Origin of the sequence: Nostocoides veronense (assembly GCF_039531185.1) — a bacterium.
GTDB classification, from domain to species: domain Bacteria; phylum Actinomycetota; class Actinomycetes; order Actinomycetales; family Dermatophilaceae; genus Nostocoides_A; species Nostocoides_A veronense.
In genome coordinates, this window is record NZ_BAAAPO010000021.1 from 1 (window position 1) to 19,320 (window position 19,320).

The following is a 19,320-nucleotide window of genomic DNA, read 5'->3' on the forward strand; positions in this document are numbered from 1 at the left end:
ATCATTTCCCGACCCGCCCGGCCGAGCCAGCCACCAGGCCGCACAGTCCTAAAGATCAGCGCTTCCCTAGTGACGCCCACGCAGTCTTCAAGGGCGCCATCGCGACCGTTTGTTCACCCGGTGCAAGGGTGCGTAGGGCGTGCAGCGCGAGAATGACGAAATGATCGGCCGGCGCCGGGGCGGGGATGTTGTGGTGGGCCAGCCGGACGATGCGGTGGGCAGCCCACAACCGTTCGAACGCCGACTGCGGATCGGCCAGCATTCCAGGAAAATTCGCGTGCAAGTCGATCGTGGGCGGCCACCCAGGGATCGTGAAGGCGGTGGCGTGCATGCCGATGGCCATCGCGTCTGTCTGCTCGCCGGAATAGCGGGTCCACCCATATTCATGCACGAGATCGACGGCATCCCGGACACGTGCAGGATCGCACAGGATGTCGACATCGCTCGATAGTCCCCCCGTCCTCAGCCCTTGAGACACCGCTACAGGACCTTTGACGAAGAGCACCCGTATGTCCTCGGTTGCCATTGCTCGTGCGGCCACCGCATGAGCGAGGTGGGTTGCCTCGGCGAGCGTCAGTTCGGCGGTCACGAACGGTCCGCCGGTCCGATTAAGCCTTGGGCCAGCACGTTCGTCACGAAGTCGATGATCCCGCGCCGAACCTCGTCCGGATCGCCCTCGAAATTGGTCACCAGCTCGTCCAGCGTTTCACCCTGGGCAATGGCGCTCCAGAGAATCGCTCCGGTCGCGTCGAGTCGAGTGGGAAGCGCCGTGAACGGGGGAGCCAGCTTCACCAGGACGACGCGGTCATCGTGGTGCACCCAGGCGACCGACTCATCGATGACCCAGGGCCCGGTCCGCCCGATCGTCTCCACGACGCGAATTGTGCCGCAAAGACCTCACCGCCCGAAAACGCCTACAGGCGTGGAATGAGTCCTGACTCGGAAAATCGCCGCCGGAAGGCCTGATGGCTGAACCGCCGCTCCCACAGCTGCCGTGGCGTAGTCCCGTAGCCAGAATCGGCGACGGCGGCCGCCACCCGGGCGAGGGCCGCGGTGAGGTCGGGGACGTCGGCATACCGGAACACGGCTCCCGCCCCGGCCTCCTCGATCTCGCCGGCGAGGGCGACCTCGTCGGAGACGACGACGGGCAGGTTCGCCGAGAGGGCCTCGGCCACGGCCATCCCGAAACTCTCCGGCCCCGGGCAGACATAGACGTCCGCGGAGGCGAGCGGCGCGATCCGCGCATCGCCCCACAGGGGACCGGTCCAGGTGATCCGGTCGGCGACCCCAAGCTCCGCGGCGAGCGCGGTGAGGCCGGCGATGACCTCCGGGGGGCCGTCGCCGACGATGCTCAGGTGCACCCGCAGCCCGCATGGCGCGGCCGCCAGCCCCGCGACCGCCCGGACGAGGTCGTCGAGCCGCTTGAGCGGGTGGATGCGGGTCAGGGTGACCAGCTGGAGGACGCCGGGGTCGTGCGAAGCGGTGTCGCGCTTGCCGCGCAGGTCCTCGGTGGCGAGTTCGACCACGGGGTCGCGGTCCGGGATGCCGGGGAAGGTCCCGATCGAGGAGCGCTTCTCGCGCTCGGTGGTCCACCAGATCCCCGCGCCGCCGCGCACGACCCAGTGTTCGACGAGCCCCCACCACAGCAGTTTCTTGAGGTGTTTGGCGGGATAGCGGTCCTTGACGAAGTGACTCCAGGAGCCGTGCGCCACGCAGACGTATGGCGTGCGCCGGACCACGCAGGTGGCCGCGGTGAGCGGGTTCCACGGGTCCCAGGGGCCTTCGAGGGTGACCAGGTCGGCGCCGGCGACGAGCCGGTGGGTGGCGCGGATTCGGCCGCCGAGGTTCGTCGGGAGCGCGACGATGCGCGCCCTGCTGCGGGTATGCAGTGCGGCCGGGTCCCCGGCGATGCGGCGGGCCGCAATGGCGATGTCGTGCTCGTCGGCAAGTACCGCGCTCGACGCGATGACGGCGGTGAAGATCCCGCCGTCATCGGCGTCGAGGGAGGAGCGGAAACGGGCGATCCGCAACTCAGGCGCTCGGGTTCTCCGTCAGCCGATCCACGATGGTGTTCAGCGTGGCGGACGGCCGCATAACGGCGCTGGTCTTGTCGGGGTCGGGGCGGTAGTAGCCGCCGATGTCGGCGGGGGAGCCCTGGACGCCGAGCAGCTCGTCGTTGATCTGGGCCTCGCCGGCGGTGAGGGCTTCGGCGGTCGACGCGAAGGCACCGGCGAGCTCGGGGTCGTCGGTCTGCTTGGCCAGCTCCTGCGCCCAATACATCGCCAGATAGAAGTGGCTGCCCCGGTTGTCGATCTGGCCGACCCGGCGGGCGGGCGACTTGTTCTCGTCGAGCAGCCGCTCGGTGGCCTTGTCGAGGGCGTCGGCGAGGACGCCGGCCCGGGCGTTGCCATCGGTCTCGCTGAGGTGGCGCAGGGACTCGGCGAGGGCGAGGAATTCGCCGAGGCTGTCCCAGCGCAGGTAGTTCTCCTGCACCAGCTGCTGCACGTGCTTGGGTGCCGAGCCGCCGGCCCCGGTCTCGAAGAGGCCACCGCCGTTCATCAGCGGCACGACGGAGAGCATCTTGGCGCTGGTGCCGAGCTCGAGGATGGGGAAGAGGTCGGTGTTGTAGTCACGCAGGACGTTGCCGGTCACCGAGATCGTGTTCTCGCCCTTGCGGATCCGCTCGACGGACCGCTTCGCCGCATCGGCCGGAGCCATGATCGAGATATCGAGGCCGTCGGTGTCGTGCTCGGGGAGGTACTGGTTGACCTTGGCGATCAGGTTGGCGTCGTGGGCCCGGCCCTCGTCGAGCCAGAAGACGGCTGGGTCCCCGGTGGCGCGGGCGCGGGTGAAGGCCAGCTTGACCCAGTCCTGGATGGGGGCGTCCTTGGTCTGGCAGGCGCGCCAGATGTCGCCGGCCTCGACCTCGTGCTCCATGAGCACTTCACCTGCTTGGTTCACCACCTGCACGCGGCCGGGAGCGCTCATCTCGAAGGTCTTGTCGTGGCTGCCGTATTCCTCGGCCTTCTGTGCCATCAGGCCGACGTTGGGCACCGAACCCATGGTCTTCGGGTCATAGGCGCCGTTGGCGCGGCAGTCGTCGATGACGGCTTGATAGACGCCGGCATAGGAGCTGTCGGGGATGACGGCGAGCGTGTCCGCTTCCTGGCCGTCGGGGCCCCACATGTGACCGGAGGTGCGGATCATCGCCGGCATGGACGCGTCGACGATGACATCGCTGGGGACGTGGAGGTTGGTGATGCCCTTGTCGGAGTTGACCATCGCGAGGCGTGGGCCGTCGGCAAGCGCCTTGTCGAAGGCCGCCTTGATCTCCGCGCCGTTCTCCAGCCCGTCGAGGCCGGCGAGGACGGCCGCCAAGCCGTTGGTGCCGTCCAGTCCGGCAGCCAGCAGCTGCTCGCCGTATGCGGTGTAGACGTCAGCGAAGTAGGCGCGGACCACGTGACCGAAGATGATCGGGTCCGAGACCTTCATCATGGTGGCCTTCAGGTGGACCGAGAAGAGCACATCGTCGGCCTTGGCCTTGGCGACCTGCTCGGCGAGGAAGGCGTCGAGGGCAGAGGCGGAGATGAAGGTGCCGTCGACGACCTCGCCCTCGAGCACCTTCAGTCCCTCCTTGAGGATCGTCTCGGTGCCGTCGGCGCCGACGTGTTTGATGGTCAGCACGTCCGCCGCCGGCAGCACGATCGACCTCTCGTTGCTGCGGAAGTCGTTGACGCCCATCGTCGCGACGTTCGTCTTGCTGTCCGAGGACCAAGCGCCCATCGAGTGCGGGTGGTTGCGGGCGTAGTTCTTCACCGACGCCGGGGCGCGGCGGTCCGAGTTGCCCTCGCGCAGCACGGGGTTGACCGCGCTGCCCTTGACCTTGTCATAACGGGCGCGGGCGTCGCGCTCCTCGTCGGTCTTGGGCTCGTCCGGATAGTCCGGCAGGGAGATGCCCTGGGACTGCAGCTCGGCGATGGCCGCCTTGAGCTGGGGGACCGAGGCGGAGATATTGGGCAGCTTGATGATGTTGGCCTCGGGCGTCGTGGCCAGCTCACCCAACTCGGCGAGCGCGTCCCCCACGCGCTGGTCCTCGGGCAGGAGGTCGGCGAAGGCCGCCACGATGCGCCCCGCGAGGGAGATATCGCGCGTCTCGACCTCCACGCCGGCCGTGGAGGCGAAGGCCTCGACGATCGGGAGGAAGGAGTACGTCGCCAGCAGCGGCGCCTCATCGGTCAGGGTGTAGATGATCTTGGCCATCTCTTTGGCTTCTCCTTCTCGGTCATGCTCCGCACACGTCGTGTCACCACAGGTTATCGAGACCTTCGGGCCACCTCTGACGTTGGCCTCGTGCCCTAGTGGTCTGTCCCAGTGTTGGTTACCTGGTTGAGGGCGACTCGGCCGCGGGTGACTTTCTCCAGGATGGACTCGGCTGATGCGGTCCAGACCAGCGGTCGAGGTTGGTCGTTGTGGGCGTTGAGGTAGTCCTCGATCGCGGTGATGAGATCGGGGACGCTCTTGAACACGCCGCGGCGCAGTGCCTTCTGGTCCAGATCCCGGAACCAACGTTCGACGAGGTTCAGCCATGACGACGAGGTCGGTGTGAAGTGCAGGTGAAACCGGGGGTGTTTCGTGAGCCACTTCGTCACGTCGGCGTGGTTGTGGGTGGCGTAGTTGTCCAAGATCAGATGCACCTGCAGGTCGGCGGGCACGGCGCGGTCGATCCTTCGCAGGAACGTCAGGAATTCATCGTGACGATGTTTGGGTAGGCACTGTCCGATCACCTTTCCCGTGGCGACTTCCAACGCGGCGAACAGCGTCGTGGTGCCGTTGCGCTTGTAATCGTGCGTCATCGTGCCGGCTCGTCCGGGCTTCAGTGGCAGCGACGGCTGGGTGCGGTCCAGCGCCTGGATCTGGCTCTTGTCGTCCATGCACAGCACGATCGCCTGCTCGGGCGGGTTCAGGTACAACCCCACCACGTCAACGAGCTTGGTCTCGAATTGCGGGTCGTTGGACAACTTGAACGTGTCGACCAGGTGCGGTTTGAGCCCTCGGGCCGACCAGATCCGCTGCACTTGTGAGGACGACACGCCCGTTTTCGCGGCCATCGTCCGGCACGACCAGTGCGTCTCGCCCGCCGGTTTGGAATGCAGCGTGAGATCGTCGATCTCCTCAATCTTCGCCTGCGGGATCGTCGCCTTGCGACCCCGGCCCTCCTTGACCTGCGCGAACTTCACCAGACCCTCACCTACGAACCGTTCCCGCCACGCCCGCACCGTCTTCACTGTCGCGCCCACCTGCGCCGCGATCGCGGTGTTCGCCATCCCGTCCCCGGCCAGCAGCAGCGCCCTGGCACGCTGCACCAGGACCGGGCGACCGGACGTGGTCCTGGTGGCAGGCGGCGCGGCTCGCGATGTGGCTGGTGCTGGTGGGGGCGGTCCTGGACCTCGCCGAGAACGTGCACCTGTGGACCCAGGCCGACAAGCTGGCCACCAGCGCACCGGTGACCCTCAGCTGGGAGCCGTGGACGACGGCGATGCGGGCCGGGCTGGAGGTGCTCGGCGATCGTCGCGACCGCAGAGTTGATCGGTCCGAGGTCGGGGCCCCCGTCCTCGGCCAGCGGGGTCGGCGTCCTTCGAGGATCGGGTGCGGAGCTGTCGTCCGCAGGTGCCCGGCTTATGGTAACGGCTGGGTAGCCCGCCTCAGATCGAGTACTCCACGCTCTGGGTGCCCTCGATCATCCCGGCCCCGACGGTGCCGCCGGTTGCCGGGTCGATAAGGATGAAGGAGCCGGTGACGCGCTGCTCCCGGTAGGGATCGACGACGATCGGCTGAGAGAGCCGCAGCGAGACCGTGCCGATCTCGTTGAGCCCGAGCTCGTCGGCGCCACCGTCGCGGTCCAGGGTGTTGATGTCGACCTTGGCGTTGACCCCGTCGACGATCGCGCGGACGGTACGGGTCGTGTGCTTGAGGAGGAGCTTCTGCCGGGAGTGCAGTGCCCCCGTGGACATCCAGCACACCGTGGCCGTGATCTCCCGGGTCACCTGGGCGCGTGCTCGACGTCGGCGATGAGGTCACCCCGGGAGACGTCGATGTCGTCGGTCAGACGCAGCACGACGGACTGCGAGGTCGTTGCGCGCTCGTGCTCCTGCCCGAGGGTGTCGATGCCCGCGATCGTGCTGCGCATGCCGCTGGGGAGGACGACGACCTCCTGCCCGATCTCGAAGGTGCCGCCCTCGACCCGGCCGGCGTAGCCGCGGTAGTCGCGGTGCTCGCCGGTCTGCGGCCGGATGACGTACTGGACGGGGAAGCGGGCCCCGGCGGACCCCCCTTCGCGCCCGCGGGCGCTGGTGACCGTCTCGAGGTGGGCGAGCAGGCTGCCTCCCTCGAACCACGGGGTCTCCTCGCTCGGCTCGACGACGTTGTCGCCGACGAGAGCGCTGATGGGGAAGGCGGTGACCTCGGCGGCGCCGAGGCGGTCGGTGAAGTCGCGGAACTCCTTCTCGATCGTCTCGAAGACGCCCTGGTCGTAGCCGACGAGGTCCATCTTGTTGACGACGAGGCTGACGTGGGGGACCTGGAGCAGGGAGAGAAGCACGGTGTGCCGACGGGACTGCTCGGTGAGGCCGTGGCGGGCGTCGACGAGGACGAGCCCGAGGTCGGCGGTCGAGGCGCCGGTGACCATGTTGCGCGTGTACTGCGCGTGGCCGGGGGTGTCGGCGAGGATGAACTTGCGCCGCGGCGTCGCGAAGTAGCGGTAGGCGACATCGATGGTGATGCCCTGCTCGCGCTCGCTGCGCAGGCCGTCGGTGAGCAGCGCGAGGTCGGTGTGGTCGTGGCCCTTGGCCTTGCTGGTCGCCTCGACGGCCTCGAGCTGGTCCTCGAAGATCGCCTTGGAGTCCAGCAGCAGCCGCCCGATGAGCGTCGACTTGCCGTCGTCGACGGACCCGGCCGTCGCGACCCTCAAGAGTCCTTGCTCGTCGAGGTGCGAGCCTCCAACCCCATGCTCGTCGAGGTGCGAGCGCTGCCCTGAGGTGCGAGCGCCAGCGAGCCTCGAAGGGGAGCTCTGCGACGAGCCTCGAGACGAACGAGACGCGATACCGGTACTCATCAGAAGTACCCCTCCTTCTTGCGGTCCTCCATGGCGGCCTCGCTGAAGCGGTCGTCGCCACGGGTGGCGCCACGCTCGGTGAGGCGGGCGACGGAGATCTCGTCGATGATCTGCTCGACCGTGGCGGCGTCGGACTCTACGCACCCGGTGAGGGTGAGGTCGCCGACGGTGCGGAAGCGCACCTGCCGCTCGGTCACCTCCTCGCCGGGACGAAGGGGGTTGTGCTCGCTCTCAGAGAGGAGCATCCCGTCGCGCTCGAAGACCCGCCGGCGGTGCGAGTAGTAGATCTCCGGGATGTCGAGCTGCTCGCGGGCGATGTACTGCCAGATGTCGAGCTCGGTCCAGTTGCTCAGGGGGAAGACGCGCATGTGCTCGCCCTCGTGGATGCGCCCGTTGTAGAGCGACCAGAGCTCGGGGCGCTGGTTCTTGGGGTCCCACTGGCCGAAGTCGTCGCGGTGGGAGTAGATGCGCTCCTTGGCGCGGGCCTTCTCCTCGTCGCGCCGGCCGCCGCCGAAGGCCGCGGTGTAGCCGCGCTCCTCGATGGCGTGGAGCAGGGTGCCGATCTGGAGGCGGTTGCGCGAGGTCTTGCCGTCGTCGACGACGATGCCGTCGGCGATCGCCTGCTCGACGGAGGCGACGTGCAGCTCGATGCCGAGCCGCTCGACCCAGCGGTCGCGGGTCGCGAGCACCTCGGGGAAGTCATAGCCCGTGTCGACCTGCAGCAGCCCGAAGGGGATCTTCGCCGGCGCGAAGGCGCGCTCGGCGAGCCGGAGCATGACGATGGAGTCCTTGCCGCCGCTGAACATCAGGACGGGTCGCTCGAGCTCTGCGGCGACCTCACGGATGATGTGGATCGACTCGCTCTCGAGCACGTCGAGGTGCGTCAGGGCAGCCTGTGGGGCGGCAGTGGGCATGAGGGAACCTCTCTTCGGACCGAACCCTCGGAGCATAACTGGAAGTTATGGATGACCAAACTTCCGTTCAGGTGTTGGGATAAACGTGCTGTGCAGCGCGTCCGAGCACGAGCACTGGCCTCCCGTGCCTGACCTTCTACGCCACCGCTGCCCTTAGACTTCCTGTCGACTGCAACAAGATTGGCACGACAGCCGCGCCCAGTTCGCGAGGTTCAATGACTGATCGGATTAAGCGGAAGGAATAAGCGTGACAAGTGGCATGATCCTGATCGTTGGGCCGCTCGACTTTCCGACTCGAAATGCGGCCGCGCAAATGATGGAGGGCGTAGCGCGATCATTTCAACAAAACGGCTACAGCGTCCGGATCATTGGAAGGGCCACCGATCCACAGCACATAGGAACAAGCCTAACCATCTCGCCCGGCGTAGAGGCTGTCTTGCCCTCGCCCTCAACGTCGAAGATCAACTTTCCAACCACTTTTAGGGCAATCTCCCGACTGTCGTCAGTGCAGCGACCTCGTGCCGTGCTCCTATACAACCCTGACGCGGCACTCCTTGCGGCCGTGCTTGCATCTAAATCGCGATTAACCGACCGGCTCATCGCGGTTGCAACTGAATGGTACGATGCGCCTGATTTCTCGCACGCACCATTCCGCGCAATAGCCAAGCAGATCGACACAAATCTAAGAATGCGTCATCTTTTGCACTTTGTGGATGGCCTGATAGTATCTAGCACCTACCTGGGCGAATACTATCGACGCAAGCCGACGGTGATCATCCCCGGCGTCGGAATTCCCGCAGGTCCGATCGAGCCGCGTTCAAGCGATGACCACCCGGGAAAAGTGCTTCTACTATATGCCGGGAATCCGTTCAGGAGGGAAGCACGCGAGCTTCAAGGCCGCGAAATGAAGGATCGTCTCGACGTTGCGATAGACATTCTCACGGACTCATCTATGGATGACGTTTCTTTCGCATTCGAGATCTACGGAATAACGCGAGAAGACTACCTTCTAGCTGTTCCCCGGCACCGGGACATCCTGTCCGGAGTGAATGGTCGCAGGATTCACTTTATGGGCGCTCGCGAAGCCTCAGAGGTGAGGACCCGACTCGGACAGGCGGACTACACGATCCTGATCCGTGACGAATCCCGCCTAACCCGAGCAGGATTTCCCACCAAGGTGGTCGAGTCGGTGACTGCGGGAGTCCCACCAATTGTCTCTGAAACGGGGGATATCGCCCTGTACATTCGTGACGGCGAAAATGGAGTTATCTTGCCGAATGGGCACGAGGAGAGGGTGCAATGCGTTAAGTCGACTATCTTGAATCATGGATCGAACCATGACGCGATGGCGGACAGGTGCATGACGGAATCGCCATTCGAAATTGCCCGAGTCGCTACATTACTGAATACAATCATGGCCTCGACGCCTCAAGGCCGGAACACGCCATGATCCCATACATCCTACTGCTCGCGGGAATCTCCACAGCCTGGGTCATCACATCGCAGCGAGGCCAGTCCCCGAGTGGGTCGTACGGGCCATTCCTCGTAATCGCCACTCTAATGACTTCCGCATTTATCGGGCTTCGGTCCTACGGCGTGGGGGCTGACACATTGGCCTACTTTGGCGAGTACCAGAGCGGCATGGTCAGGGAAAGTGAGCCCGGCTACTCCATGGTTGCTCAGTGGTCAGCTAGGGCGGGACTCGACTTTCGATCCTTCCTCCTGATTGCCGCGCTCGCAGCGACCGGCGCTGCCGCCCTGATGTTTGGTAGTCACAGCAAAAGCCCACCACTTGGTATGATTATGTTTATACTCATGGGCCCTTTTGCGCTTGCAATGACTGGAATGCGACAATCGATCGCCATCGCAATAGCAACAGTTGCCTTCCTGACCCTCCTCAGAGGCAAACGGATAGCGTTCGCGGCGCTAATCCTCGTCGCTTACCAATTTCATAATACTGCCATAATGTTGTTACCTTTTGCTCTGTTCTACTCCAAGGGTCAGATGACCAGAACTAGAGCCGCGGTATTGCTGGCTGTGGCCGGGCTGATTGGGACCCAATGGTCCCTTGGCACACGGGCCTTAGAGCGGATGGGTTTGGTGAAGTACGAGGACTACCTGGAAAGTGCGTCCTCAGTCAACCCACTCGTCATCCTGGTAGCTTTCGCGATTCCCGTAGCATGCATTGCCTTGTGGCCCGAGGTGGGGGGAAGGTCCCAAAACGCAAGAGGCTCCGCGCGACGCGTCCCCAGCTTCGAGTTGATGTACGTTGTGTCAATCGCGAACTTCGCGAGTGTGGTGGCTGCTATCGAAGTCCCTATCGCCACGCGATACACCCACTACTTCTCAACCATCGTCATCGTAATGCTTACCAATCTTGCGATGGAGCAGCGTGTTGGTCCGTCACGGACTATCGCAACGGCCGCCTGCGTAATCTTGCCCTTGATCCAGTTCGCGATAAGCACGCCGAGCTCGAGCCTCGGCATCTATCCATACACCATCGGATGAGGCTAAGGTGATGAGACCTAAACTTGTTGCAATTCATCATTCTGCAGCGACAGGCGGCGGTGGACGCAGCCTCGTCGATTTGGTCCGCGGTACTACTGAAAACTTCGAAGTAGTCGCGTACGTGCCGGAATCAGCGACTCACCTTGCGAGCCAGATTCAGGATGCTGGTGCGATTGTGAAGACCTTCCCAGACAGGATGCCAAAGGTCCCGTACTACAGCGGAGGGGACCATCTGTGGCATCCACGGTTCTGGTTCTATACCTGTAGGGTCCCGTGGCATCTACGAGCTTGGGGGGAGCGATTGGTTGATGAGCGACCGGACGTGGTGGTGGCCAACTCTGGTGTGATCTCTTGGCTCGCGCTCGTGGCACCGAGAACTAGCGTCTCAGTGTTGATGGTCCGTGAAACCATGCGCGGATCCCGCCGGAGAATTTCGAACCGTGTGCTGTCACGTATCCGCAAAAACTTCGACCTCGTGGTGTACCTGTCGAATTTCGATCAGATGAGCGATGCCCTCTCCGGGGTCGAGACCATGGTAGTCCCGGACGCCTCCCCCAACCTTATGGATACATGTTGGTCGAAGAGTGCGGCCCGTGCAGCACTGGGAATTGATGAGCGCGTCTTCGCGCCGCTGTATGTTGGCGGTTCAAATGCGCTTAAGGGTGCTGACATCTTCTGTGATGCGGTTGCCCAACTGCAGAGACCTGTGCATGCCATATTCGCCGGAGAACCTCCTAGGGCACCAGCCAATCTGCGGGGGCACATTCGAAGGCGACGATTTGACCGTAAGGTTCTGAAGGCGTCTGCCAGGACCTCCGACCGCCAGGATATTGAGTTCGTGGGTGTCGTTCAGGAGCCGGAGGTTCTATTTGCCGCCGCCGACGTTATCGTGTGTCCAATTACCCAGCCCCACCAGTTAAGACCAGCGTACGAGGCAGGTTTTGCTAGGAAGCCTGTGATTGCCAGTAGATTCCCGCATTTGGCGCAATGCATTGCAGACGAGAAGAACGGCTTGACGTTCACCCCTGACAGCGCCACTGAGCTCGCCTCGTGTATGGAGCGACTGGCACGAGATCCGAACCTGGCAAGCGCGCTTGGGGAGGGGAATCATGATCATGCAATGACGGTCCATGATCATGCCACCGTGTATGGCAGGTTCAGCCAAAAGCTCCTGGAACTAACAGCGAAGCGCGCCACCAGTGACCGTGAGGAAGCTAGGTGACGTCAACTGCCCATGGAATACGCTCGAAGTGCCAGTCAATCTTGCTTCTAACCAAACGTGCTGGTCGGCCCGCGAACACGGCGTTCTCCGTGGTGTAGTGACCGCTGAGAAGAGACCCTGCCCCGATTACGCAGTTGGAGGCAATCTGAGTTCCCTTGAGTGCAAGGACTCCAGTCCCGATCCAAACATGATCGCCCACCGTGATGCTTTCCGGCGGATTTACACGGCTGCCAGCAAGGTCGACAATTGAGTGGCTATCGCTGGTCGTGAAATGGATACTGCTAGAGAAGAGACAGTCCTCGCCGATCTGTAGGGCAGTCCCTTCGATCGCTGCAAGGTGGGTTCGTCCGGTAATCTTTGTCCGTTGCCCTACCGAGATGCAATTGCCCTCATCTTCGATCCAAAGCTCAGCATCTTTAAGGGTAGCGTCGCCGCCGATAGTTACCGTATTGTTTGAGCCAGAGATGAAAATATGACAGCCTTCTATCCGAGTGCGAGGTCCGATAGAGATCAAATTGTTGCTGCCCTTGACTGAGATGCGGGTTCCTGAAAGCCGCGCGAACTCGGACTCGAGCCGGTTGCGGCGGCCCAGTTGAATCGAATTCTTTCCCAAGGTCCGTTTGTGCGCGCCGAGGATTATTCTGGCGTGGCGGCTTTCGGTGGCAAGTAGGTCATGCACCAGCCTCATTGAGTGACCTCCTTTAGGTCGTATGCGAAGTGGCCCTGCAAGGTTCATTGGGATTGTGATGGGCTGGAAGCTATCGGCTTCGAATATTGTGCTAGGCCGTGCGTCTCAGTGCTTGAATGATTATTAGGGGCTGAATGAGTATGTACGGCAGGAATGCGAGCGTGTCGGAGAGTGCCACCAAGGCCCATTCTTGACTCTGCTGGAGCACGGTGAGTGTAAAGGCAAATTTGCAGACAATGCCGACGGCAAGCAGTGAGATTTGACTTGAAATCTGCCCCAGCCCGCTCGCGAGATTCGAGAGTCCTGCGTTAGCGAATAATGCCGTGCAGGAGACTGCAAGGCAGCTCAGTTGGAAGGTGCTCGGTTTCAGTTCCGGATCTCTAAGCCAGATGGCGTAAAAGGGCCCCATGATGGGGATGGCGGCTATAAGAATTAGTGCCGCGACTATGGTTAGGCAGCACAGTCTACGAAACAGCTTGTTGACCCATGCAAGGTCACCGTCTTTCGCTGCCTGAGTGACCGCGGACCAGATCGGGATGAGCGCCAGACCGAAGATCATGGAGAGAGCAGAGTAGGGCCGCGAGTAGACCTGGTATTCAACGACGGCGCTAGGTTCAAGTTGCCAAGAAATAACAGCTGGGTTGGTCGTTGTAGCGGCTGCATAGAGGAGTTGGATTAGTAGAAAGCCAGCACCGATTTGCAGTATTCGTCGGCCTTCTCCAAAGGCGATAAAGTGCATTGAAGGAGACGCTTCGGGTATCAGGCCTCTGAATAGCCAGAGGGACATTGCCAGGAGAGGGGCCGTCAAGCACACGAGGTAGGCTAATGCTAGCGCGTTTAAGTCGCCTCGAAACGGGAGGTGAGTTGCAGCGACAAGATACAAGAGAAGAAGGATGTTGCTTGCTAGGCCAGGAACTGCTGCCGTTGTTGGACGGTGAAGTCCGTATAAGATGGACGGGGCTATTCTAAGAACCAGTTGAAGGCAAATGGCGATTGTGATGATGGTGAGCGCACTCTTCAGGTCGACTTCCTGGTTGCCGCGAAAGAGTTTCTGCCAATTAAACGTCAGGATGCCAAAGATAAGGATAGTGCCCGCAAGAAGCGATAAGAGGAAGGCGATTGAGTAAGTCGAAGAGATGGCGCGCTTTAGCCCGAGCGTGTCGCCGTTCGAGCGGAGATCGACGACCGCCTGGCGAAGACCGTTCCCGAGGCCAAAGTCAAGATTTAGTGCCCAGGTAAGAAATGTCAGCAGCACGAACCAGACTGCTAGTCCTTCGTTGGAGCTTTCGAAGTAGGACAAGTAGCCAGGGATGGTTGCGAATGAGATGAAGATCCCGGCAACTCGGACGACAAGTCCGGTCAGGCCTGCGCGCAGAATGTGCTTAGTTCGTTGCTCGGCGGGCAAGGGGCTGTCTCTGCAGTTCGGATTTGAGTTGCTGAACGAAGTCGTAGTCGAGTTGTCTCAGAAGTCGCTTTGGGTCTTGAGTGCTCGATTCTCGTGCTTGGCGGATGGCCTGAGCAATTGCTTCGGGGGAGTCATCGCGGGAGAAGCTGACAGCTGCCTTGAGCTTGGATTCTTGGACGGCTTGGGCGGGCACACTAACGACGCGTAGCCCATGGGCCAGATATGTTAACACTTTGGATGGGAAGGATGATCCGTTGAAGTTGGCTGTGGATGACTGTGTGCACAGGCCGATGTCGCATTCTGACAACACCTTCTGAAATTCGCGGCCCACAAGTTTACCTTCGAATGTAATCCTCGAACGTGCGGGTGATTGTTCGATGGCGCGTTTGAGTGCTGTGATGGAGCGGTCGCTGCCGAACCCGAGGATCCGAACTCGATATGAATTATCAAGGAATTGGGCTGCTTGGACTGCCCTTAGAGCCCCACCCTTATCCTCGTCGACGATTCCAGCGTATACGCATGTGCTTCGATAGGGCTTGTTTGTGCGAGGGGAGGGGCCTCCTGCATCGTTGTAGGGTCCATAGCAGATTAGGGAGGGTTTGCGTGTGTTTGTGTACGAGCGAATGAGTTCGGTGGACAGAATGTATGCGTCAGCAGTCCTGAGGACGATTGATTCTTGGAGCTGGCGCCACTTCCCGATTCCAGGGACGTGTGAGTACACTTCCTCAGCTTCAAGAATCAGCTTGTGTCGGCGTAGGATGCGTGTTGCTTGAACACTGAAGCCCAAGGAAAGTGAGTGATAGGCGATTATCGTCTGGCCTGGCGGAATTTTGGTCATAAGGAAGTGGAAGAGTGCTACTTGCCCGTGCAGGGCGTTGAGCGCTTTCTGGGGCCGCGTGCCCCACGGTAGACTTCGGAGATAGCGTATTGGGTGCCCATTATTCGAAGTGCTTTCCCGTGCGCGATCTCCCCGCGAGTACGTCGATCTGAGGGGCGAGATGATTTCCACGTCGTAGCCGGAACGACGTATGCAATCTGTTACGTAGTCGATCTTTGCCACCGCAGACGGTGCGGCGACGCGTCCGTACTCGCCGGATCCAGGCGCATAGTGACCAATGAAGTATACGCAGTTTGCGGGACGTGAGTTCCGGATCAGGGTTAATTGCGTCATGATGTCGTTTTTACTCCACAGCCTGCTCTTGCAGAACGGCTGCGGTTTCAGGGGCTGTATTAGGAGTGGTGTCCCCGTGGATCTCGCGTGCCTCTGGTTCCCTGTGGAGGCCAGCCCACTGGGCGTGACGGTTCGCAGTGGACAGGATGTAATTCACCACCCGAGAGCTGGTGTCCACGATAGAATAGTCCTCGGGTGCATCGCTGGGGAGAGGCCGTGACTGTGTAACTGCACGTATGGAGCGCAGGACATCGTCTTTGTGAAGCCCCGTCATGATGATGCCTCCGCCCTCCAAGGCTTCAGGCCTTTCGATTGACTCGCGAAGAGTGATTGCTGGGAAGCCCAGGATCGCGCTCTCTTCAGCGATGGTCCCGGAATCGCTTAAGCAGCATGCGGCCGAGAGTTGGAGTCTGTTGTAGTCGTGGAAGCCGAGTGGGTCGCTGAATGTAAGCCCCTCAGGTTCGGTCCAGTCCGGGAGTGCCTCGAGTCGCCTGCGGGTGCGCGGGTGAGTGGAGACGAAAACCGGTAGGCCGAACGTATCGTGCACGGTGGTTAGGCAGGATACGAGCATGCGCAGGCGGTGGGGGGAGTCCACATTCTCTTCGCGATGCGCGCTGACGAGGAAGTAGCCGCCCTCGGACAGCCCCTTGTCCGCAAGCACCGTCGACGCGTCGATCTCGGCGCGGTAGGCATCGAGGACCTCGCGCATCGGGGAGCCCGTCTTGAGGATGCGACGCGGGTGCAGGCCCTCCGCGATGAGGTTCCGGCGGGCGTGCTCGGTGTAGACGAGGTTAAAGTCGGCGACGTGGTCAACGAGGCGACGGTTGGTCTCCTCAGGCACGTTGAGGTCGAAACAACGATTGCCGGCCTCCATGTGGTACACCGGCACCTTCATGCGCCGGGCCATGAGCGCGGCGATGCACGAGTTGGTGTCGCCGAGGACGAGGAGAGCATCGGGCTGCTCATCCCGGATCACGGCCTCGACGGCGATGAGGGTGCCACCGAGCACCGCGCCGAGCGACGAGGTGTCGACCCCGAGCATGTGGTCGGGCTTGCGGATCCCGAGGTCGTCGAAGAAGACCTGGTTGAGCTCGTAGTCGTAGTTCTGACCCGTGTGCACGAACACGTGCTCGATGCCAGCCGTGGCATCCAGACGATGTAGGACTCGCGAGAGGCGGATCAGCTCGGGCCGGGTCCCGGCGACGGTCATGACCTTCATGGGGTGGTTCACTCCTGTGGGCGGACGGGCTCGGGGAAGGTGTCGGGGGCATCGGGACGGAAGAGCTCGTGGCTCCAGAACTGCGTGAAGAGCACGTCGTCACCGGTGTTGGTGATGTTGTGCACCCAGCCGACGGGCATGTCGACAGCCACCGGCGCGTCACCGTCCGCCTCGAAGGCGACCACCTCGTCGGTGAACATCTTCCGCAGCTCCATCGTGCCCTTGCCGCGGATCACCGCGAAGCGCTCAATCTTGTGCAGGTGGTAATGCTCGCCGCGCGTGATGCCCGGGACCGTGGTCGAGAACGAGGTCTGGCCCTCGCCGCCACGGCACCGCACGGTCTCGACGAAGGCACCGCGCGGGTCGGAGCGCGGGACGAGCTGGATCGGGTAGTGCTCGGGGAAGAGCGCCGCCCGGTAGGTATTGAAGAGGTCGATCCGGAAGGTCGACGACAGGTCGGGGATCTCACCGGACGGCACGTAGCTCGCGTGGAACTCCTGCAGCAGGTCCCAGACCTCCTGCACCCTGTGCGCCTCGGGCTCGGGATGGATCTCGGCGGCCTCACCCGTCAATCCGTCGAGGAGCGCCTGAGCAGCGTTCTGCACGTGGAGCAGGCCCACCTGGTTGTCGTTGATGGTCACTTCCTCGCCCGTGATGACGGCGTGGACGAAGGTCGCGACGAAGGAGTTGTACCGGGGGCGTCCGTGCTCACCGAAGATGTTGGGCAGGTGGACGTTGACGAAGGTGCCACCCGTGGCCTCGGTCGCGCGGCCCAGGATGCTCGCGGCCTCTTCCTTGCCGCTGCCGTAGGGGGTGCCGTTGCCTGCCTGGTTGGAGTTCGCGTAGACGACGCGAGGAGGGGCGCCGCCCCTCTCGATGGCGTTGGCGAGGTCCCTCGCGAGCGAAATGTTGCCGTCACGCACCTCATCGTCGGACTCGGCGCGGTTGACACCTGCGATGTGGACGACGGCGTCGGCATCCGCGATGAGCGAGGGGAGGCTTTCCCACTCCGCACGGCCGACCGGCACGACCTCGTGATCTGTGAGTGCGTGCAGGCGCAGCCGCGTGTGCCACCCGAGGAAGCCCTGTGCGCCCGTGAGGACGATCTTCATGCCGTGCCTCCTAGGAGGACCCGCATCTCGGGCAGGGCTGCGATGAGGGCCTTGGCCTGCTCGACGTCCATCTGCTCGGTGTTGTCCGAGTCGAAGTCGGGGGCGTTCGCCGTCCCGTCCTCGCCGTCCTCGACGTACTTCGAGTAGTCGAGGCTGCGGGCGTCCAGGGGGACGCGGAAGTAGTCGCCCTGGTCGGTGGCCTTGGTCATCTCTTCGGGCGAGAGGAGGGTCTCGTACATTTTCTCCCCGTGACGCATCCCGATCTTGCGGATGTCCGGCTCGTCGACGCCCATGAGGGAGGCGACGGCGCGGGCCAGCGTGTCAACCGTGCAGGCCGGCGCCTTCTTGACGAAGAGGTCACCGGGCTCGGCGTGGAAGAAGGCGTGCTTGACCAGGTCCACCGACTCCTCGAGCGACATGAGGAAGCGGGTCATCCGGGGCTCGGTGACCGTGAGCGGCTTGCCCTCTTGGATCTGGCGCACGAAGAGCGGGATGACCGACCCGCGGGAGTACATGACGTTGCCGTACCGGGTGACGGAGACCGTGGTCGGGGAGTTTGGGTTGTTGCGCGCGAAGGCCTGCGCGGTCTTTTCCATCAGGGCCTTGCTCATCCCCATGGCGTTGACGGGGTACACGGCCTTGTCGGTGCTGAGACACACGACCGCCTGCACGCCGTGCGCGTGGGCCGACTCGATGACGTTCTGACTCCCCACGACGTTGGTCTTGACGGCCTGGTCGGGGAAGAACTCGCAGCTGGGTACTTGCTTGAGCGCGGCAGCATGGAAGACGAAGTCGGTGTCGGCCATCGAGGCGTCGACGCTGCGCCGGTCGCGGACGTCGCCGATGAAAAACTTCACGCGCGGGTCCCCGAGGGACTGTCGCATCTCGTCTTGCTTCGCCTCGTCGCGGCTCAGGATGTGGATCTGAGTCACGTCCGCCTCGAGTAGGTGCTTCACCATCGTACGGCCGAAGGATCCGGTGCCGCCCGTAATAAGAATCCGCTTGTCCTGCAGAGAGGTTTCGGTCATGAGGTGCCCTCCTCGAGGTCTGCGGAACGGAACCAGGCCAGAGTCTCCTCCAAACCCGTGCGCAGATCGACGGGCTCTACGGTGGGAAAGAGAGTGGCGAGGGAGGAGTTGTCTGCCTGCGAGTGCGGGACATCGCCCGGTCGAGGCTCGCGGTGGACTACCTCCGGCTGGATCCCTGTGACATCCGCGACGACATCGACGAGTTGATTGATGCTCGTGTTGGTCCCGAAGGCTAGGTTGACAGGCTCTGGGTGGGTCACGCGGCGCTCTACGGCCTCGAGGAGCACGCGGCACACCGTGCCAACGTAAGTAAAGTCGCGAGAGTTGCTCCCGTCCCCATTGATCGGAAGCGCCTCGCCACGAAGCAGAGCATCGAGGAAGATCGGGATGACGGCCGCGTATGTGTGGCCCGCCCGTTGCCGGGGCCCGAAGACGTTGAAAAATCGGAACGCAAGTGTGTCCATGCCGTAGGAGTTCTGGTAGGCGAGCACGTATTGCTCGCTCGCGAGTTTGCTCACTCCGTAGGGGCTCAGCGGGCGGGTCCATTCCCGCTCAGACTTCGGAAGCGCGGGGTTGAGCCCGTACACCGAGGAGCTGCCGGACACGATGACATGCGAGACATCTGCGGCACGGGCGGCTTGAAGCACGGTGAGCGTTCCTGTTGCGTTAGTCGCATGAGTAGGCATCGGACGCTTGATGCTTCGTGGGACGCTGCCTAGAGCCGCGAGATGGACGACGGAGTCCTGCCCCTGCATTGCAGCCACGAGGGCGTCACCGTCCAATATGTCCGTCTCGTGGAACCGGATGTCTAGTTCACTGACGTTGTCGCGGTATCCGCTTTGCAGATTGTCGACAACGGTCACCTCATGGCCTGCATCTAGGGCTAGTCTGGCGAGGTTGGAACCGATGAATCCTGCGCCGCCGGTAATAAGAATCTTCATG

17 protein-coding genes and 1 pseudogene are annotated in these 19,320 nt (G+C 62.7%); 3 read left to right on the top strand and 15 right to left on the bottom strand.

Annotated features, from left to right (window positions below; genetic code table 11):
* Nucleotides 1-55: 55 nt before the first annotated feature.
* The 8 genes and pseudogenes from ABD225_RS05895 to cysD all read right to left on the bottom strand — a co-directional run bounded on the left by ABD225_RS05895 (nt 56) and on the right by cysD (nt 8,025).
* Nucleotides 56-589 (bottom strand): nucleotidyltransferase family protein, encoded by a 534-nt coding sequence (locus tag ABD225_RS05895; protein ID WP_344082446.1) that lies wholly within the window; start codon nt 587-589, stop codon nt 56-58.
* Nucleotides 586-873 carry a PqqD family protein gene (locus ABD225_RS05900; protein ID WP_048546331.1) on the bottom strand — a complete coding sequence of 96 codons (288 nt, stop codon included), beginning with the start codon at nt 871-873 and terminating at the stop codon, nt 586-588. The genes ABD225_RS05895 and ABD225_RS05900 overlap by 4 nt, the downstream gene beginning before the upstream one ends.
* 41 nt (nt 874-914) lie before the next feature.
* Entirely contained in the window at nt 915-2,030 is a 1,116-nt protein-coding gene (locus ABD225_RS05905; protein WP_344082449.1) for a glycosyltransferase, read from the bottom strand.
* Nucleotide 2,031: 1 nt separating this feature from the next.
* A complete protein-coding gene (locus ABD225_RS05910) occupies nt 2,032-4,260 on the bottom strand; it encodes an NADP-dependent isocitrate dehydrogenase (protein WP_344082451.1) in 2,229 nt (742 codons plus the stop codon).
* 95 nt (nt 4,261-4,355) lie between these two features.
* A pseudogene (locus ABD225_RS05915) lies at nt 4,356-5,390 on the bottom strand (IS630 family transposase); the annotation flags it as partial.
* A 312-nt stretch (nt 5,391-5,702) separates the two neighbouring features.
* A complete protein-coding gene (locus ABD225_RS05920; protein ID WP_344082453.1) occupies nt 5,703-6,011 on the bottom strand; it encodes an elongation factor 1-alpha C-terminal domain-related protein in 309 nt (102 codons plus the stop codon).
* Nucleotides 6,012-6,040: 29 nt separating this feature from the next.
* A complete protein-coding gene (locus ABD225_RS05925; RefSeq protein ID WP_344082455.1) occupies nt 6,041-6,967 on the bottom strand; it encodes a sulfate adenylyltransferase subunit 1 in 927 nt (308 codons plus the stop codon).
* A gap of 143 nt (nt 6,968-7,110) precedes the next feature.
* Nucleotides 7,111-8,025, bottom strand: coding sequence for a sulfate adenylyltransferase subunit CysD (cysD, locus tag ABD225_RS05930; protein WP_344082457.1), 915 nt, complete (start codon nt 8,023-8,025; stop codon nt 7,111-7,113).
* 259 nt (nt 8,026-8,284) lie between these two features.
* On the opposite strand from cysD, the gene ABD225_RS05935 reads away from it, so the two are divergent.
* From ABD225_RS05935 to ABD225_RS05945, 3 genes are all read left to right on the top strand, one after another.
* On the top strand, nt 8,285-9,475 hold the full coding sequence (locus ABD225_RS05935) for a glycosyltransferase (RefSeq protein ID WP_344082459.1): 1,191 nt from the start codon (nt 8,285-8,287) through the stop codon (nt 9,473-9,475).
* Nucleotides 9,472-10,533, top strand: coding sequence for an EpsG family protein (locus ABD225_RS05940; protein ID WP_344082461.1), 1,062 nt, complete (start codon nt 9,472-9,474; stop codon nt 10,531-10,533). Before ABD225_RS05935 ends, ABD225_RS05940 begins: the two co-directional genes overlap by 4 nt.
* 442 nt (nt 10,534-10,975) lie before the next feature.
* Nucleotides 10,976-11,755, top strand: a complete 780-nt coding sequence (locus ABD225_RS05945; protein WP_344082463.1) for a glycosyltransferase family 4 protein — start codon at nt 10,976-10,978, stop codon at nt 11,753-11,755.
* Here the strand turns inward: ABD225_RS05945 and ABD225_RS05950 are convergent.
* From ABD225_RS05950 to ABD225_RS05975, 7 genes are all read right to left on the bottom strand, one after another.
* Nucleotides 11,748-12,443: a hypothetical protein gene (locus ABD225_RS05950; protein ID WP_344082465.1), complete on the bottom strand. Its 696-nt coding sequence runs from the start codon at nt 12,441-12,443 to the stop codon at nt 11,748-11,750. The two genes, ABD225_RS05945 and ABD225_RS05950, sit on opposite strands and share 8 nt — an antisense overlap.
* A 91-nt stretch (nt 12,444-12,534) precedes the next feature.
* Entirely contained in the window at nt 12,535-13,848 is a 1,314-nt protein-coding gene (locus ABD225_RS05955; RefSeq protein WP_344082467.1) for an MATE family efflux transporter, read from the bottom strand.
* Complete coding sequence (locus tag ABD225_RS18675) at nt 13,826-15,019, bottom strand: glycosyltransferase (protein ID WP_425564349.1); 1,194 nt, start codon at nt 15,017-15,019, stop codon at nt 13,826-13,828. The genes ABD225_RS05955 and ABD225_RS18675 overlap by 23 nt, the downstream gene beginning before the upstream one ends.
* Nucleotides 15,020-15,029: 10 nt before the next feature.
* Complete coding sequence (wecB, locus tag ABD225_RS05960; protein ID WP_344082469.1) at nt 15,030-16,238, bottom strand: non-hydrolyzing UDP-N-acetylglucosamine 2-epimerase; 1,209 nt, start codon at nt 16,236-16,238, stop codon at nt 15,030-15,032.
* An 8-nt stretch (nt 16,239-16,246) separates the two neighbouring features.
* Nucleotides 16,247-17,350: a polysaccharide biosynthesis C-terminal domain-containing protein gene (locus ABD225_RS05965; RefSeq protein WP_344082471.1), complete on the bottom strand. Its 1,104-nt coding sequence runs from the start codon at nt 17,348-17,350 to the stop codon at nt 16,247-16,249.
* The gene (locus ABD225_RS05970) at nt 17,347-18,378 is read right to left on the bottom strand and encodes an SDR family NAD(P)-dependent oxidoreductase (RefSeq protein ID WP_344082473.1); all 1,032 of its coding nucleotides are present in this window, start codon (nt 18,376-18,378) and stop codon (nt 17,347-17,349) included. Before ABD225_RS05970 ends, ABD225_RS05965 begins: the two co-directional genes overlap by 4 nt.
* Nucleotides 18,375-19,319 (bottom strand): NAD-dependent epimerase/dehydratase family protein, encoded by a 945-nt coding sequence (locus ABD225_RS05975; protein WP_344082475.1) that lies wholly within the window; start codon nt 19,317-19,319, stop codon nt 18,375-18,377. Before ABD225_RS05975 ends, ABD225_RS05970 begins: the two co-directional genes overlap by 4 nt.
* Nucleotide 19,320 lies beyond the last annotated feature (1 nt).